The sequence below is a fragment of the Psychrobacter sp. HD31 genome (assembly GCF_051097895.1).
Classification (GTDB): Bacteria; Pseudomonadota; Gammaproteobacteria; order Pseudomonadales; family Moraxellaceae; genus Psychrobacter.
In genome coordinates, this window is sequence record NZ_CP142525.1 from 1,377,980 (window position 1) to 1,394,346 (window position 16,367).

Here is a 16,367-nt window from a genome sequence, read left to right on the forward strand (position 1 = left end):
CTAATTTAAACAAATCGAAAATTACCCAACAATCACTCTTGCATAGGCTTTTTTACCAGCTTGGATAACCACGTTAGCACCGCTTTCTAAATAAAAGCCAGCATCTACCACCTCATTATCCACTTTTACAGCCCCACGCTTAACCATATCTTTAGCTTGCGCACCATTTTTGGCAAGTTTAGACTGGTTTAGCACTTGGGTAATAAACAGTTTATCTTGTTCGCCCAAATCAAGCGTAACCTCTGGCAAATCAACAGGCAACTCGCCATCGGCAAGCACATTACCGGCAGACTTATGAGCGTTTTCGGCAGACTCTTTATCGTGGAAGCGTTCAATCAGCTCTTCTGCCAAAATGCGTTTAATCTCTTGCGGGTTGCGTCCGTTTTCCATCTCCGCCATTAGCGCATCTACCTCGCTCATTGGCTTAAAGCTTAAAAACTCATAATAACGGCGTATTAGCGTATCTGGCATAGAAAGCACTTTTTGGTACATGGTGCCAGGGGTGTCATAAATAGCAATGTAGTTACCTAAAGACTTAGACATCTTTTTCTCGCCATCCAAGCCCTCTAAAATTGGTACGGTAATGCACACTTGCGACTCTTGCCCATAACGCCCCTGCAAAGTGCGTCCCATTAGCAGGTTAAAGGTTTGGTCGGTACCGCCAAGCTCTACATCTGCCTTCATGGCTACCGAGTCATAACCTTGCACCAATGGGTATAAAAACTCATGTAGCGAGATTGGCGTTTGCGCTTTGTAACGCTTGCTAAAATCGTCTCGCTCTATCATACGAGACACCGTGGTTTGGCTTGCCAGCGCAATCATGTCGCCCGCATTCATTTTATTAAACCACTCAGAGTTAAACATTACCGTGGTTTTGTCTTTATCTAAAATTTTAAATACCTGCTCGGCATAAGTTTTGGCGTTGTTGGCAATTTCTTCTGGCGTTAGCGGTGGGCGGGTCGCATTTTTGCCCGTTGGGTCGCCAATGGTGGCCGTGTAATCGCCAATCAAAAACAGTACTTCGTGCCCTAAGTCCTGAAAATGCTTTAATTTATTAATAAGCACCGTGTGCCCAAGGTGTAGGTCTGGCGCAGTTGGGTCAAAGCCTGCTTTAATACGTAACGGGCGGTTTTGCTTTAGCTTAGCAATTAAATCTTCTTCCGAGATAATCTCTTGCGTGCCTCGGCGTATAAGTTCTAGTTGTTCTTCAATTGATGCAAAGTTGGTCATAAAAAATCTCTTAAAATCGTAAAAACATTCTCTTAAAATAATAAAAACTTAACTTGCCTGTTATACTAGCATTTTTTGAATAAATTTCCATCGTATAATCCACAAAGCGAGTGCAAAATGACCATACAAAACGCAACGGATAACCTAGACGAGATTGCCGAAGCACTTGGGCAAACCATTTTTGAAGATTTTAACGAGGGCTATTATATTGGCATGATGTCTGGCACCAGCCTTGATGGGTTAGATGCCGTAGTTGTGCGATTTAATAATGATGAAGCCAACCAAAATAGCAACCCTTTAGAGCTAGTTGCCACCCACAGCAAAGACTTTGCACCAAACTTGCATAGCGTACTAACCGCCCTTTGCCAACCAAATGGCATTGCAAATTTAACTATTAATTTGGATGATAAAGACGAAGGTTTGGCTGATGGCTTGACAAGTGAGCTAGATTGGTTTGGCTGGGCAAGTAAAGAATATGCTGAGTTTGCCAGCACCGTGGTTAATGAGCTGTTAGAAAATGCAAAAATAGATGCGGATGACGTACTTGCCATAGGTTGCCACGGGCAAACCGTGCGCCACCGCCCACAACATGGCTTTAGCCTACAATTGGTAGATGCTAATATCATTGCCGAGCGCACTGGCATAAGCACGGTTACCGACTTTCGCCGTCGTGACATGGCAGTTGGCGGGCAAGGCGCACCGCTGGTACCTGCATTTCACCAAGCCATGTTTGCAAACCCAAAACAAATGCGTGTGCTGCTTAACCTTGGCGGTATTGCCAATATTAGCGTGTTACCACCTACAAATGGCGACAATGCAAATAATATCACTGGTTATGACACGGGTCCTGCTAACCTACTACTTGATGCTTGGACGAATCTGCACACAAACAAGCCATATGACGAGGGCGGAAACTTTGCAAAGTCTGGCGAGGTGATTGAAGCCTTGCTAACTCAGCTACTTAAACATCCCTACTTTGCCATGCCTTCGCCAAAAAGCACAGGGCGTGAGGACTTTAACCTTGCTTGGTTAGAGGCACAAATTGCTGACTTTGCCCACCATAACCCAAGCTTGCGTTACTCCCCTGCCGATGTGCAAGCTACCTTAACCGAGTTTACCGCCGTAACCGCAAGTAACGAAATTACAAAGTTTGAGTTTGCTAGCAATACTGCCAATGCCAATCACCTTTATGTGTGTGGTGGCGGTGCGTTTAATAGCCATTTGTTAGAACGCTTAACTAAGCACCTACCAAACTGGCAAGTAACCACAACAAGTGAGCTTGGGCTTGCCCCAACGTGGATGGAAGCCACCGCATTTGCATGGCTTGCCCGCCAAACGTTAATGGGCGAGGTTGGTAACTGCCCTGCCGTAACAGGGGCAAATAAGGGCGTGGTGCTAGGGCAAGTTTGTTTTGCTTAACCCAATATAATGAAAAAACTAAACACAGTAAAGATACGCAAATGAACCGCCGCTCACAACGCCAAATGCAACTGCTAGACAGCAATACACATGGTAATGAGTGTGAGCTGTTTATTGTGGAGGGAGAGTCTGCCGCAAGCTCTGTGTCTGCATTATGTGATAAACAGCTTCAGGCAGTACTGCCCCTGCAAGGCAAACCATTAAATGCTTATAAAGCCAGTCATGATAAAGTGCAAGCGAGTCCATTACATATTCAATTTGCCAATGCGTTAGGGCTAGCTTGCCCAACCAAAATCACCACAACCGAACTACAAAACTTAAACTATGGCAAGATTTTGTTGTTGTTTGATCCAGATGCCGATGGCATACACATTGGCGCGTTGGTGCTAATGTATATACAAAGATGGCTACCAGAGCTTATTGAGCATAACAAAGTGTTCATGCTCCGTTCTCCCATGTATTCGATTACCAGCAAAAATAAAGATAATGTGCAAACTACCCAGTTTGCTTACTTGCCTCAACAATTAGGCCAACTCAAAAACCATATCAAACAAGCAAATGATACGCTGGTTAAAACAGAACGGTTTCAAAGTGTGGGGAGCGTACCACCAGACGTTTTAGCAAAACTATGCATCCACCCTACTACCCGCCAAGCTAATTTAGTCAATGACGCACATATTCAGGCAATTATAAATATCTTTGGTTAAGCACTTTAATCTATCAAATTAGCAAAATATTGTTCTCAACCGACACAAATAAATATTGATTTTTATGTTTACACTTGTAAACTATTAGGGTATTTTATGCTAATACATTATAGTGATAAATAAATATTTAATCTTAAAATGAGAAACCAATGAAACAACTGCACCACCAAAAAGCAGACGACCAGCGTGTCGTTATTACAGGTATGGGCGCAATTACCCCGCTTGGGCTAAATGTTGACGATACCTGGCAAAACATGATTGATGGTAAAAGTGGCATCAAAAAAATAGAACACTTTGATATTACAGAGTTTCGTTCACAAATTGCTGGCATGGTTGAAGGTTTTGATGTTAGTAATTATATGAGCCCAAAAGATGCCAGACGTTACGATACCTTTATGCATTATGGTATGGCAAGCGCTGCCGAGGCATTAAAGCAAGCTGGCTTTATTGATGAAATTAGCGCCAAAGAATGCCCCGTTAAAGGCGTAGATGCAAACCGTTTTGGGGTTGTATTTGGTTCGGGTATTGGTGGCATACAAACCATCGAAAACAGTAGAGATACCTTAAAAGAACGTGGTGCAAAAAGAGTAACCCCCTTTATTATCCCAGGTACTATTGTCAATATGCCGGCGGGCCTACTGGCAATCAAATATGGTTTAAAAGGGGCAAACCTTGCCACAGCAACGGCTTGCACTACCTCAACACATGCCATTGGGCTGGCAGCACGCCTTATATGTTATGGCGATGCCGATGTCATGCTAACAGGGGGCAGTGAATATGCCTCAAGCCCACTTGGTATGTCTGGCTTTGCTTCAATGCATGCGTTATCTACCCGCAATGACGAACCGACAAAAGCCAGCCGACCTTTTGATAAAAACCGTGATGGTTTTGTGCTGGCTGGTGGCTCGGGCGCTCTGGTGTTAGAAAGCTTAGCACATGCAAAAGCGCGTGGTGCACATATTTTAGCTGAGGTAGTCGGTTTTGGCATGAGCGATGATGCAAGCCACATTACCGCACCACCAAGCGATGGTGATGGCGCAAAACGTGCCATGCAAAATGCATTAAATGATGCCGGCATTGAACCAAAGGTCGTGGGCTATATTAACGCCCATGGTACCAGCACCCCAGCTGGTGATGTGGCAGAGAGCCAAGCAATTGCTAACTTATTTGGCACAAATGCTTTGGTTAGCTCAACCAAATCAATGACTGGTCACTTATTGGGTGCAGCTGGTGCGGTAGAAGCCATTGCAACCATACAAGCGTTGCAAACACAAATTATTCCACCAACCATAAATTTAGATGATTTGGATGAAAAATGTGCCGAACTAAAGCTCGATTATGTAGCGCATACGGCAAGGCAAGTTGAAGATTTAAATTATGCCGTTTCAAACAGTTTTGGTTTTGGTGGTACAAATGGCTCATTAGTGTTTGCTAAATGGCAAAATTAAATCCAACACTTTTTGACTAGCCAATCTATAAAAACCGCTCAGCTATTTAAATAGTGAGCGGTTTTTTTATCGTAAATCATAGCCTATTATCTTAAGCCCATTTTTTAAACCATTTAGGCGCAAACATGACAATCAACAGCGACAAACCAATAAATGCCGTGCCTATCCATTGCCATTTATCAACGGCTTCACCTAAAATCCAGATACCTGCAAACATTCCTGTAATGGGTACACCAAGGCTAAACGGGGCAACTTTATTCGCATCATGACGTTTAAGCAACTGAGTCCACAAACCATAAGCCACAATAGTTGATGCCCAGCCTAAATACATAAATGACATCCATAAAATGGGAGTAATCTCTTGATAGGTCTGCCACACTAGCCACTTGCTTGCATCTGGTGATGTAATTGCCACCACAATCATAAAGCACACTGCGGCAGGTAAGCTTGACCAAACAATATAGCCCAGCGGATTATAATTTTGGCTCTCTTTTGCTACCACTCTTGCTACCATATTTGCACCAGACCACATAGCAGCCGCACCCAACATCAAAATAATGCCAAGTATGGTCACCTCACCACCTGTAGAAACCGCACTATAACCATAAAAAAGCAACCCAATTGCCGCTGTGCCCATACTTACCCATAACAAAACACTAGGGCGACTGCGAAAAATTAAAAAGCTACCAAATGCCGTAAAATAGATTTGTGTTTGCGCAAGCACACTGGCAAGGGCAGCTGTCATACCAACTTCTATTGAAACAAACATCAAGCTAAATTGCCCAAATCCTTGTAACAAGCCAGACATTAGTAGCCATCGCCAGCGCACTTTTGGTAATGCCATAAAAAAACACATTGGAATCACCGCAAATAAAAAACGGACGGTACCTAATTCAAATGGTGTTAGATACTGTAATGTGACCTTGATAGGTACAAAGTTAAATCCCCAAAGCACCACCACTAAAATGGCAATAAGCGAATCTTTCAGCATCCATTGTGCGTTGCTAGAAGACATAGATGATTCCTTAATCTAGCAGGAGTAAAAAAACAGACGAATCATCTTAACAGGTTTTAAAAAGAAAGTTTAGCACTGAGACTGCCTATTCATCATTCGTGTAACGCTTTATAAATGGTACTTGCCATAACCGTGCCAATGCCATTTACCTCGGCTAACTCTTGTTGCGATGCACCAAGCACTTTTTGAATACCTCCAAAGTGATTAAGCAAATCACGTCTGCGTTTTGCCCCCAATCCTGGTATCACTTCTAGCACGGATGATGAACGTTTTTTATCACGTTTTTTACGATGCGCGGTAATTGCAAATCGGTGTGCTTCATCACGGATATGCATAATCAAATGTAATGCTTTACTGTCAGCTGGTAAGTCTAACGGATGATGGTTAATAAAATGCAAAACCTCTAGCCCTGCTTTACGCCCTTCCCCTTTTGCCACACCAATCAGTAACGTATCGTCTAAAATACCAAGCTCGGTTAGCACCTCTTTTGCCATATTCAGTTGCCCTTTACCCCCATCAATTAAAAGCACATCAGGTAAAGGCTGTTTTTTGTAACGGCGAGTTAAAGCTTGGGTCATGGCAGCATAATCGTCTCCACCGACAATACCATGTATCGCATATTGCCGATAATCTCGCTTGCGTAATCCACCTGCATCACACACCACACAGCTTGCAATTGTTGCCTCGCCCATCGTATGCGAGATATCAAAACATTCAATACGATCAATTGGGCGCTCACTCACTTGAGCTAACACTTCTTTTAACGCTGTAAACCGAGCGTGCAGCTCAAGGTAGTCACCTAACTTAGTCTTTAAGGCGTTATTTGCATTTAAGTTAGCAAGTTCCAGCCACTCTGCTCTATGTTCTCTAACTTTAGTTTTTAGGTGTGTTTTATTACCAAAGTGGGTAATCAATGCCTCTTGCACCGCATTTTGGTCGGGTAACTGATGGCTTAAAATAATTTCGGCAGGCAAATCATCACTCACCTGAAAATAAAACGACAATATAAACTGTGACAAGTTTTCGGCTAACTCATCTGCATAGTTAAGGTCGGGGAAGTAATGATTACCGCCAAGAACTTGCCCATTACGCACCGTCAATACACTCACACAGATAATGCCTGCCTGTGAGGTAATGGCAATAATGTCTGCCTCTCCTTTTACTTTATATACCGCCTGACGAGACTGTACCTCTCTCAGCATAGCCAACTGATCACGGTACACCGAAGCCTGCTCAAATTGTAGATCCTCGGCAGCTGCTTCCATTTTGGTAACCAGCTGCTGTTGAATTTCCCCACCATCACCCTTTAAAAAGGCAATGGTATTTTCTACATCTTGGGCGTATTCTTCGGTAGAAACCAAGCCCATGCAAGGTGCTTTACACCGTTTAATTTGATATTCAAGGCATGGGCGTTGGCGCTGCTTAAAAAAGCTGTCTGTACATTGGCGTACTTGAAAAATTTTTTTTAATAATACTAAAGTTTCTTTGGCCGCATATGCAGATGGATAAGGTCCAAAAAAACGCCCGTGCTGATGATTGCCTTTTCCTCTACCATACGCCAAACGTGGGTATTTTTTATCCGCCGATATAAACACATACAGGTAAGATTTATCATCTCTTAGCACCACATTATATGGCGGACGATTTTGTTTAATTAGATTTTGCTCTAGTAATAATGCCTCAGTTTCACTACGGGTAATGATGGTTTCTATATCATGAATACGGCTAACCAATGCCCGTGTTTTAGGGTGATCAATGGTTTTAGCAAAATAACTATTTACTCTATTTTTTAATGATTTGGCCTTACCCACATATAAAATATCACCATTTTTACCTAGCATCTGATAAACACCTGGTAAATTTGGTAACCCTTTAATAATATGTGCTAAATGCGCACTTTTATCAAACTGTGCGGTTTGGTTGGCTGTTGGCATGTCAAATCTTAAATCATTTTATACAGAAGAATATAATACTAGCACAAAAAACAAAACCTCAATCTTTCGACTGAGGTTTATTTTTTTGGTGTACCCATCTATTAAACTTAGTTAATGAGTTAAAATGGGATTTTTGGGTAAAAACTGCTTATATTGCTTGTCAATTAAGCTTCGTCTTTACGCACAGCAAGCTTTTCACGGATACGAGCTGACTTACCAGAACGCTCACGTAAGTAGTAAAGCTTAGCACGACGCACATCACCACGACGCTTAACTTCAATGCTGTCGATTAGTGGTGAATGAAGCTGGAATGCACGCTCAACACCAATACCGCTAGAAATTTTACGAACAGTAAATGCTGAGTTAATACCACGCTTACGCATAGCAATGACAACGCCTTCAAACGCCTGTAGACGCTCGCGGTCACCTTCACGTACTTTTACTTGTACGGTTACAGTGTCACCAGGACCAAAGCTTGGGTGCTCACGTAGTTGAGAGTTTTCAACGGCTTGAACTAATGGATGACTGTTACTCATGAGTTATATCTCCTCACATAAGATGATAGAGGCACAGTGTTGCTGTGCATGTCACCTGTTTTTTGTTAATTACTGTATCACGTCTTAATTTGATACAACAAAATGATTAATAATTTATTTACATCTATTGTTTGTTAATCAATGTTGGCAGCTGTTAGCCATTTAGTTTGCTGCTTGCTTGGTTTAAAAGCTTGCCACAAATCAGGCCTTAAATTTTTTGTACGAGTTGCTTGTTGCACAAAACGCCATTTTGCAATATTGGCATGATGCCCAGACAATAAAACATCTGGTACACTTTCGCCTTCAAATTCTGTCGGTTTGGTGTAGTGTGGGCAATCTAGCAAGCCATCAACAAAAGAATCTTGCTGTGCAGATTGGTCATCTCCCATAACATCGGGCAGGCGACGTATCACACTATCCATCAGTACCATTGCAGGCAGCTCGCCACCCGTTAGTACGTAGTCCCCGATAGATATTTGTCTATCAACATATTTTTGTAGTAAACGTTCATCTACCCCTTCATAACGACCACACAATAAAATCATGCCATCGTAGTTTGCCATTGGCACAACGCTGCCTTCGGTTAAGGTTTCACCTTGTGGTGATAAATACACCACTGGGCAATTTTGTAAATTTTGTTCACTATCAACACAACAACCATGCTGTTTTGCCAGTTGTTTGGCTTGGGTAATGGCTTTTGCCAAAGGCTCTGCCATCATTACCATACCAGGACCACCCCCAAAAGGGCGCTCATCAATACGTCGATAATTATCGCTGGTAAAATCACGAGGATTGATACAATCCAGTGTCACCTTACCTTGCGCAATTGCTCGACTGGTAATGCCAAAGTCACTAATTGCAGCAAACATATCAGGCATGATACTAATTACTGCAAAGTACATAATGCACCACCAATCAGATTAAACAATTTTGTTAAAAAAATAGTTACTAACATAACGACTAATAACTTAGTAATCTGTTTGCCAATCGACAACCACTACCTTGTTATCTAAATCTACCGACACAACCGTTTGTTTGTGCCATGGAATTAAGCGCGTTTCATTATCAACACTATCAGCAGTTGGTTTAACTGTCATAATGTCATGTGCGCCCGTCTCAAACAACTCGCTAATTTTACCTAAGCATTCTTCAGCGCTTGTTTGTACAGTTAGCCCAATCAAATCCGACCAATAATATCCGTCTTCATCGTTTTGAGGTAAACTATCTTTACTCGTCCAAATACTAACACCATTCATGGTTTCAGCAATATTGCGGTCAGGTATTTGCTCAAATTGAGCAACCAGCCCAGCACCTTGCTTTCGCCATTTAATAACTGTTAGTGGCTTCATACCTGTTGCTGTTTTTATATACCAAGGTTGCATCGCAAAGATGGTTTCTCGATTATCGGTATCACTAAACACCCAAAGCCAGCCTTTAATGCCGTAGGGCTTTTTTAGTTGACCAATTTTAATCAAGTCTTTGCTATTAAAATCAGTTGTATTTACATTAACAGACATATCAGCACTTCTTATAAAACTGCTTGATTAACATTTGTAGAGCCATGCTCTACTTTATTATCGACCATTCTAAAATAGTCGATAATATCAACAAAAAATCGTCTTATTAAGCGTCAGAAGGCGTATAGCCTTTAGCAAGACTCTTAACACGGTCAGAAGGTTGCGCACCTTTAGCAACCCAAGCATTATATGCTTCCATGTTCAGACGAAGACCTTCTTCTGACTCTTTGGCTAGTGGGTTGTAAAAACCGATGTTTTCGATATAACGACCGTCGCGTGAACGACGTTGGTCAGCTACAACTACTTGATAAAACGGGCGTTTTTTGGCACCGCCACGTGCTAAACGTATAACTACCATATGAATTCTCTCTTTCAATTCTTTCTGTGTAGGTACACCAAAAAGGCAGCTATTATACCATGCTAAAAATAAATTCACAATATAAACAACTAATTATTAAATTTTTTACTATCAATTTGCTACGATAGCAGGCAATATAAATCCGTTATTTGCTAGCCATCACTAAATTCCTTACAATAACAAACAAACAAGGCACTGATGAACCGCACATGAAAAAACCACAAACACCCAATCGCAAACGTCGCCTATTGCGTAGTAGCTACTCAAATACCTGGCAAACAACATTAATGGTCATGTTTATTGTCATGATCAGTGTGGGGTTATCTATTTGGTTTTTTTGGCGCAGTTTTTATTTACCAGAGTTAAAAAACCATTCTCGTTATTTGGCAACCGAACTTAATATTTTAGATGACATTAGCCAAAATGGTTTTAAAACGCATGAAGAACGTGAGCGATTGCGTAGCAAAATGCATACGGCATTCATTGACGACCCTGCTGAGTTTCCAACAGTAGAAGAAAAAAAGTTTGCTGGCTTTTTTACCGATATTATGCAAAAAGAAATGAGCGAACAAATGAATCGCCCTATTCAAGTGTTCTTTAAATTTAAGCCTACCTCTCATTTATGGGTGCAAGATAGCAAACATCCAGAGTATTGGATACGTGAGCCCGTCACTTATTACTCACAATATAATCCCACCCTCATTGTCTCTTTTTTACTTGGCATTCCCATTTTAACTTTGCTAACCATTTTATTGCTAGCACGTCAGCTAAATCGCCCATTACGGCACTTACAACGTGCTGCCAATAACTATATACAAATGGGTCAAGCCTCTACCTTGCCAACAAACAAAGGGTCAACAGAGATTCGTCAAGTGAACCTTGCTTTTAACCGTTTATTTACCACACTTAATCAAGCACAAAAAGAGCGAACCATTATGCTGGCTGGCATATCGCACGATTTGCGTACACCTTTAACACGCATGCGTTTAACTGCCGAAATGCTACCTGATGAGTTTTTTAGAGAAGGGTTAATTTATGACATTGAAGATATGGATGCGATTCTTGAACAGTTTATCTCATTTATGAAAGATGGTTCAGATGAACCCGTTCATCTAACCGACTTAGGCGCTATTTTTCATGAAGTCATCGTCCAGTTTGCACCCACACCCATTATTTATGAACCATCAAAAGCACTACCGCCAATTCCACTTCGGTCCTTATCAATCAAACGATTAATCATTAACTTAGTTAACAACGCAAATAAATATGGTAAACCACCTATTTATCTAACAGCAGAAATTGTACCCACGTTTAATCAATTAAAAGAATCTATGGAACCAGCGGAGGAGGATGTTAAAATAACAGCACAATCTGCATTGGCTCAACAAGCGAAAGAAAAATTAATTATAGGCGTAAGAGACTGTGGTGAAGGCGTAGATGACGATCAATTAGAACGTATTATGCAGCCCTTTGAGCGCGGCGAAACTGCCCGCACAACAAAAGGGAGTGGTTTAGGGCTTGCTATTGTTAACCGTATTGCCCATTTACACCATGGGCACGTAGAAGCAATTAATCACCCAGAAGGCGGCCTGCAAGTTACTGTGCATCTTCCCCTGCTGTCTAAGGTAACAGATAAAAACGTTAACTAATTACAATCCAATGTTTGTATCTGTTATCACTTTTTGTTCACTATGCTCCTGTGCCATTTCATCAGCTGCGATCGTTTTTGTTAGTTGTTTTTCAGGCCAGGTCATCGTAAATCTTGCCCCACCAAGAATCGGGCTATCATCTACTTTTATTTCTCCATTAAACCAAAATGCAATACGAGAAACAATGGATAGCCCCAAACCATAACCACCAGTCGATCGCGTGCGGCTATCATCTAATCTTGTAAAGGGAATAAAGACTTTATCCCTATCCTCTTCAGCGATACCATATCCATCATCTTCAACACTAACAAAAGCTTTGCCTTTTTTAATGCCTGCACTCACAATAATATTTTTATCTGCATAACGTAATGCATTACTTACAAGGTTTTGTACCACTCTGTGTATGTATCTATGATCTGCTTCTGATTTAAAACGCACCCCATGTAACGCACTGACCACTTTGATTGGCTTGCCAAGGGCATTCGTTTCTCTAATAACTTGATTAACCAGTTGTTTAAGGTCTACCATTTCCCAATCTAATTTAGGGGAGCCCTCTTCTAACTTCGCATAAGTTAAAATCTCATCAATCAAATTATTAAGTTCATCAATATCTTCATCAATGTACTCTTTTTGAGTTTGACGTGATTCAACGTCATCTGTGTCAGCTATCATTTCTACTGCAAAACGAATCCGTGCAACCGGCGTTCTCAGCTCATGAGATACTGCCCGCGTTAACTCACGTTGTGATTCAATTAATCGTTGAATATGCGCAGTCATTGAGTTAAAAGTAGAAGCAACACGCGAAATTTCGTCTTTTCCACTAACATGCAATCGAGTGCCTAATTTACCATCATTTACATCTTGCATGCCCCGTTCTACCAACTTTAATCGCCTATCAAGTGGGTAAATTAGGATATAAACCCCTAAACTAATCAGTAACAAACTGGCTGCCAACACACCTAAAAAAAGTTGAAGCGGCAGCCAATTAAATCTTTGAATGGGTCCTAAAATAATGGCAACATCATTCATTTCGGTTGGCACAAGCACATTAAAGGTATGATTGCCTGAATTACTAGTATTACCAAGCTGTATGACAACCTCATTACGCCTTAAACGAATAAGCTGATCATCATCCATTTCAATATTGGCATGATTTTGGTAACTCATAGGAAAAGGGAATTTTTTGGATAAAAACTCAAGTCTTTGTTTCTTACTTTCAAATCCTTGGTAATGTGATAAGTCATCTAACAAAAAAATAGACATCGCACGCACTTGCTGCTCTGACACTTCGGCAAGCTCTGTCGTCACTAGCTGATTGGTATCAAATATTCTATGGTAAATAGTACCTAACTTAGAGTCTTTATTATAACGAACGACCGAATATGAACTATTTAACCGTTCCAGTTCTTTTTGATTAAACTGTGCTTTATCTAAAGGGATAATAGAAAATGGTGCCCCAAAAAGACTGCTGGCATCTTCTAGCCAATAAAGTTTATCAGCATCGTTTTCATTTCTTGCAACACCTTCAGCTACCAAGTATAAAGCACTGGTTGCCATATTATCCCTGTATGACTCAATACGTTTATTATTGATTACATTGATTGCAAAATCGACAAAAAAAGCAGCCACCAAACATACTAGTAATAAACCAGCATATATACGAATAAAGATTTTACGTTGAAAGAATGAACACATAAGATTGACTTGATTTAGATATTACTAATTGACTACGGTTAAATTGATATTAATGAGTATAAAAAAAGATACATAACATGAAAGAGGATAAAACAAAAAAGCCAACAATCGTTGCTGGCTTAATATATTTAAAAGCTACTCTTTAACAAATAAGTAACCCTTACTTCTAACCGTTTTAATGCGCTTAGGATTATCAGGGTCATCACCAATTTTAGGTCGGATACGCGAGATTCGCACATCAATTGAACGATCTTGACCATCATATTCAATACCACGTAAGCGCTCAAAAATATCTTCTCGAGACAAAATTTTACCCGCATTTGATGCAAGCAACCATAACAGGTCATATTCTGCACTGGTGAAGTCAACCAACTCATCATTCAATGTAACAGAGCGTCCACCATTGTCGATTACTAATGGTCCAAATGCGATGCGCTGTGGCACCTCTTCTACTGGTGTTATGTCTATTCTACGCAGCAAAGCACGAATCCGAGCAAGCAACACGCGTGGCTGTGCTGGTTTTGCAACATAATCATCTGCACCCATTTCCAACCCGAGCACTTGATCCATGTCATCGGTACGGGCAGTCAACATCAATATTGGCTTCGTATACTCGCCACGTACCTCACGGCATACCGTTAGACCATCTGCACCAGGCAACATCACATCAAGGACAACTAAATCAGGTTGCTCAGTAATAATTCTATTAATTGCTCTATTACCATCCGTTTCAATGGCAACATCCAGTCCATTTTTACGCAAATAATCTTGTGTTAAAGTTGCTAAACGTTCATCATCTTCAACAATGAGAATTCGTGGTGCCTGTTCTTCTTCTGTTATTGACATTTTCTAGTCCTCAGAAACTTATAATTTATACAATAGAAGCATATTAACATTGTAACTAGATATATTCAACATAATAAAAAAGCCCAAGAATTCTTGGGCTTTTAATCAAAAAACTGATTTTTAGGCTCTGTTTTTGTATTTCTTAATGGTTTGCAACTGAGCAACAGATTCTGCTAATGACGCTAATGCTGCATTGGTTTGTACAGTATCATTTTGGTTCGTCAGCATTTGTTCTGCTTTCTTACGAGCAGCAATCACTTGCGCTTCATCAAGATTAGCAGCGCGCATTGCTGTATCAGCAAGTACAGTTACAAGCTTAGGCTGAACTTCTAAAACACCACCAGAAACATAAATCATTTCTTCATTGCCATCTGCAGTTTTTATATGCATAGGACCTGGCTTTAACAAAGTAATCAATGGGGTGTGGTTTGGTAAAATACCAAGCTCACCTTCAGAACCTGTGGCAACCAGCATGCTGATTTCACCAGCATAAAGCTCTTCACGAGCACTTACCACTCGGCATTGAAAAGTTGCCATGATTCACTCCTTAGATACTAATTATGCTTCAGCTTTCATTTTTTCAGCTTTCGCTAAAACTTCATCAATTCCACCAGCCATGTAGAAGGCTTGTTCTGGCAAGTCATCATATTCACCAGCGATAATTGCTTTAAATCCAGCAATCGTATCACGCAATGATACATATTTACCAGGCGCACCAGTAAACACTTCTGCAACGTGGAAAGGTTGCGATAAGAAACGCTGAATTTTACGAGCACGATAAACAGTCAGTTTATCTTCTTCTGATAACTCATCCATACCAAGAATGGCGATAATATCTTTTAACTCTTTATAGCGTTGTAGAACCATCTGAACACCACGTGCTACTGTATAGTGCTCTTCACCAATGACTTGTGGGTCTAACTGACGAGAGGTAGAGTCAAGTGGGTCAACCGCTGGATAGATACCCTGAGAAGCGATATCACGACTTAGTACGACAGTTGCATCTAAGTGAGCAAATGTTGTTGCTGGTGATGGATCGGTCAAGTCATCCGCTGGTACATAAACCGCTTGTACAGAAGTAATAGAACCAGATTGAGTTGACGTAATGCGCTCTTGCAAAATACCCATTTCTTCAGCTAGTGTTGGTTGATAACCAACCGCAGAAGGCATACGACCTAATAGTGCTGATACCTCAGTACCTGCCAAAGTATAACGATAGATGTTATCAACGAATAATAAAACATCACGTCCTTTACCAGTTGCTGGATCTTTTTCATCACGGAAGTACTCCGCCATTGTCAAGCCAGTCAATGCAACACGTAAACGGTTTCCAGGTGGCTCATTCATCTGGCCATAAACCATCGCAACTTTAGAATCTTCAAAGTTTTCAACGTTTACAACGCCAGCTTCTTGCATTTCGTGATAGAAGTCGTTACCTTCACGAGTACGCTCACCAACACCAGCAAATACTGAAAGACCAGAATGTTTCAATGCGATGTTGTTGATCAATTCCATCATGTTAACTGTTTTACCAACACCGGCACCACCGAACAAACCAACTTTACCACCTTTAGCAAACGGGCATAACAAGTCAATAACTTTGATACCAGTTTCTAGCAATTCTGTACTGTTTGCTTGTTCATCATAAGTTGGTGCTTGACGGTGAATAGACCATGTTTCTTTGGCATTAACTTCGCCACATTCATCAATTGGTCGACCCAATACATCCATAATACGACCCAGTGTTGCTGTACCCACTGGCACAGAAATAGGCGCACCAGAATTTGATACAGGAAGACCACGCTTTAGACCCTCTGTAGAGCCCATTGCAATGGTACGTACCACACCGTCACCAAGCTGTTGTTGAACTTCTAATGTTGTTTCTGTACCATCTACTTTTAGTGCATCAAACACCTGTGGTACTTCTTTACGGTCGAACTCTACGTCGATAACCGCGCCAATAATTTGTACTATTTGACCGCTACTCATTGCGTTCTCCATGAATTTTTTTGT

General features: G+C 41.0%; 15 protein-coding genes. 4 read left to right on the plus strand and 11 right to left on the minus strand.

Features of this window, described 5'->3' with window-relative positions:
* Positions 1-21: 21 nt before the first annotated feature.
* Positions 22-1,230 (minus strand): tyrosine--tRNA ligase, encoded by a 1,209-nt coding sequence (gene tyrS, locus VH441_RS06040; protein WP_434352759.1) that lies wholly within the window; start codon positions 1,228-1,230, stop codon positions 22-24.
* Positions 1,231-1,347: 117 nt separating this feature from the next.
* Here tyrS and VH441_RS06045 point away from each other — a divergent pair, with 117 nt between their 5' ends.
* From VH441_RS06045 to fabF, 3 genes are all read left to right on the plus strand, one after another.
* Positions 1,348-2,649: an anhydro-N-acetylmuramic acid kinase gene (locus tag VH441_RS06045; protein WP_434352760.1), complete on the plus strand. Its 1,302-nt coding sequence runs from the start codon at positions 1,348-1,350 to the stop codon at positions 2,647-2,649.
* Between the two features lie 41 nt (positions 2,650-2,690).
* The gene (locus VH441_RS06050; protein WP_434352761.1) at positions 2,691-3,356 is read left to right on the plus strand and encodes a toprim domain-containing protein; all 666 of its coding nucleotides are present in this window, start codon (positions 2,691-2,693) and stop codon (positions 3,354-3,356) included.
* A gap of 149 nt (positions 3,357-3,505) precedes the next feature.
* Positions 3,506-4,804, plus strand: coding sequence for a beta-ketoacyl-ACP synthase II (fabF, locus tag VH441_RS06055; RefSeq protein WP_434352762.1), 1,299 nt, complete (start codon positions 3,506-3,508; stop codon positions 4,802-4,804).
* Between the two features lie 91 nt (positions 4,805-4,895).
* Here fabF and VH441_RS06060 read toward each other — a convergent pair whose 3' ends face one another.
* The 6 genes from VH441_RS06060 to rpsP form a co-directional block, all read right to left on the minus strand.
* Entirely contained in the window at positions 4,896-5,819 is a 924-nt protein-coding gene (locus VH441_RS06060; RefSeq protein ID WP_434352763.1) for an EamA family transporter, read from the minus strand.
* 92 nt (positions 5,820-5,911) lie between these two features.
* Positions 5,912-7,753: an excinuclease ABC subunit UvrC gene (uvrC, locus tag VH441_RS06065; RefSeq protein ID WP_434352764.1), complete on the minus strand. Its 1,842-nt coding sequence runs from the start codon at positions 7,751-7,753 to the stop codon at positions 5,912-5,914.
* Between the two features lie 164 nt (positions 7,754-7,917).
* Positions 7,918-8,289 (minus strand): 50S ribosomal protein L19, encoded by a 372-nt coding sequence (gene rplS, locus VH441_RS06070; protein ID WP_434352765.1) that lies wholly within the window; start codon positions 8,287-8,289, stop codon positions 7,918-7,920.
* A gap of 134 nt (positions 8,290-8,423) precedes the next feature.
* Positions 8,424-9,191 carry a tRNA (guanosine(37)-N1)-methyltransferase TrmD gene (gene trmD, locus VH441_RS06075; protein ID WP_434352766.1) on the minus strand — a complete coding sequence of 256 codons (768 nt, stop codon included), beginning with the start codon at positions 9,189-9,191 and terminating at the stop codon, positions 8,424-8,426.
* A gap of 66 nt (positions 9,192-9,257) precedes the next feature.
* Positions 9,258-9,806 carry a ribosome maturation factor RimM gene (gene rimM, locus VH441_RS06080; RefSeq protein WP_434352767.1) on the minus strand — a complete coding sequence of 183 codons (549 nt, stop codon included), beginning with the start codon at positions 9,804-9,806 and terminating at the stop codon, positions 9,258-9,260.
* A 106-nt stretch (positions 9,807-9,912) separates the two neighbouring features.
* The gene (rpsP, locus tag VH441_RS06085) at positions 9,913-10,164 is read right to left on the minus strand and encodes a 30S ribosomal protein S16 (protein WP_434352768.1); all 252 of its coding nucleotides are present in this window, start codon (positions 10,162-10,164) and stop codon (positions 9,913-9,915) included.
* A gap of 209 nt (positions 10,165-10,373) precedes the next feature.
* On the opposite strand from rpsP, the gene VH441_RS06090 reads away from it, so the two are divergent.
* Entirely contained in the window at positions 10,374-11,813 is a 1,440-nt protein-coding gene (locus VH441_RS06090; RefSeq protein ID WP_434352769.1) for an ATP-binding protein, read from the plus strand.
* Here the strand turns inward: VH441_RS06090 and VH441_RS06095 are convergent, their stop codons facing one another.
* From VH441_RS06095 to atpD, 4 genes are all read right to left on the minus strand, one after another.
* A complete protein-coding gene (locus VH441_RS06095) occupies positions 11,814-13,370 on the minus strand; it encodes an ATP-binding protein (RefSeq protein WP_434352770.1) in 1,557 nt (518 codons plus the stop codon). It lies immediately after the preceding gene.
* Between the two features lie 273 nt (positions 13,371-13,643).
* Positions 13,644-14,354 (minus strand): response regulator, encoded by a 711-nt coding sequence (locus tag VH441_RS06100; RefSeq protein WP_434352771.1) that lies wholly within the window; start codon positions 14,352-14,354, stop codon positions 13,644-13,646.
* 120 nt (positions 14,355-14,474) lie between these two features.
* Positions 14,475-14,891, minus strand: coding sequence for a F0F1 ATP synthase subunit epsilon (locus tag VH441_RS06105; protein ID WP_434352772.1), 417 nt, complete (start codon positions 14,889-14,891; stop codon positions 14,475-14,477).
* Positions 14,892-14,912: 21 nt separating this feature from the next.
* Positions 14,913-16,343, minus strand: a complete 1,431-nt coding sequence (gene atpD, locus VH441_RS06110) for a F0F1 ATP synthase subunit beta (protein WP_434352773.1) — start codon at positions 16,341-16,343, stop codon at positions 14,913-14,915.
* Positions 16,344-16,367 lie beyond the last annotated feature (24 nt).

Bases quoted from the DNA above. Each gene is read 5' to 3' on its own strand.
- VH441_RS06095 (WP_434352770.1), bottom strand. From the start codon at position 13,370: ATGGCAACCAGTGCTTTATACTTGGTAGCTGAAGGTGTTGCAAGAAAT.
- VH441_RS06050 (WP_434352761.1), top strand. From the start codon at position 2,691: ATGAACCGCCGCTCACAACGCCAAATGCAACTGCTAGACAGCAATACA.
- trmD (WP_434352766.1), bottom strand. From the start codon at position 9,191: ATGTACTTTGCAGTAATTAGTATCATGCCTGATATGTTTGCTGCAATT.
- VH441_RS06105 (WP_434352772.1), bottom strand. From the start codon at position 14,891: ATGGCAACTTTTCAATGCCGAGTGGTAAGTGCTCGTGAAGAGCTTTAT.
- rplS (WP_434352765.1), bottom strand. From the start codon at position 8,289: ATGAGTAACAGTCATCCATTAGTTCAAGCCGTTGAAAACTCTCAACTA.
- uvrC (WP_434352764.1), bottom strand. From the start codon at position 7,753: ATGCCAACAGCCAACCAAACCGCACAGTTTGATAAAAGTGCGCATTTA.
- VH441_RS06090 (WP_434352769.1), top strand. From the start codon at position 10,374: ATGAAAAAACCACAAACACCCAATCGCAAACGTCGCCTATTGCGTAGT.
- VH441_RS06100 (WP_434352771.1), bottom strand. From the start codon at position 14,354: ATGTCAATAACAGAAGAAGAACAGGCACCACGAATTCTCATTGTTGAA.
- tyrS (WP_434352759.1), bottom strand. From the start codon at position 1,230: ATGACCAACTTTGCATCAATTGAAGAACAACTAGAACTTATACGCCGA.
- VH441_RS06060 (WP_434352763.1), bottom strand. From the start codon at position 5,819: ATGTCTTCTAGCAACGCACAATGGATGCTGAAAGATTCGCTTATTGCC.
- VH441_RS06045 (WP_434352760.1), top strand. From the start codon at position 1,348: ATGACCATACAAAACGCAACGGATAACCTAGACGAGATTGCCGAAGCA.
- rpsP (WP_434352768.1), bottom strand. From the start codon at position 10,164: ATGGTAGTTATACGTTTAGCACGTGGCGGTGCCAAAAAACGCCCGTTT.
- atpD (WP_434352773.1), bottom strand. From the start codon at position 16,343: ATGAGTAGCGGTCAAATAGTACAAATTATTGGCGCGGTTATCGACGTA.
- rimM (WP_434352767.1), bottom strand. From the start codon at position 9,806: ATGTCTGTTAATGTAAATACAACTGATTTTAATAGCAAAGACTTGATT.
- fabF (WP_434352762.1), top strand. From the start codon at position 3,506: ATGAAACAACTGCACCACCAAAAAGCAGACGACCAGCGTGTCGTTATT.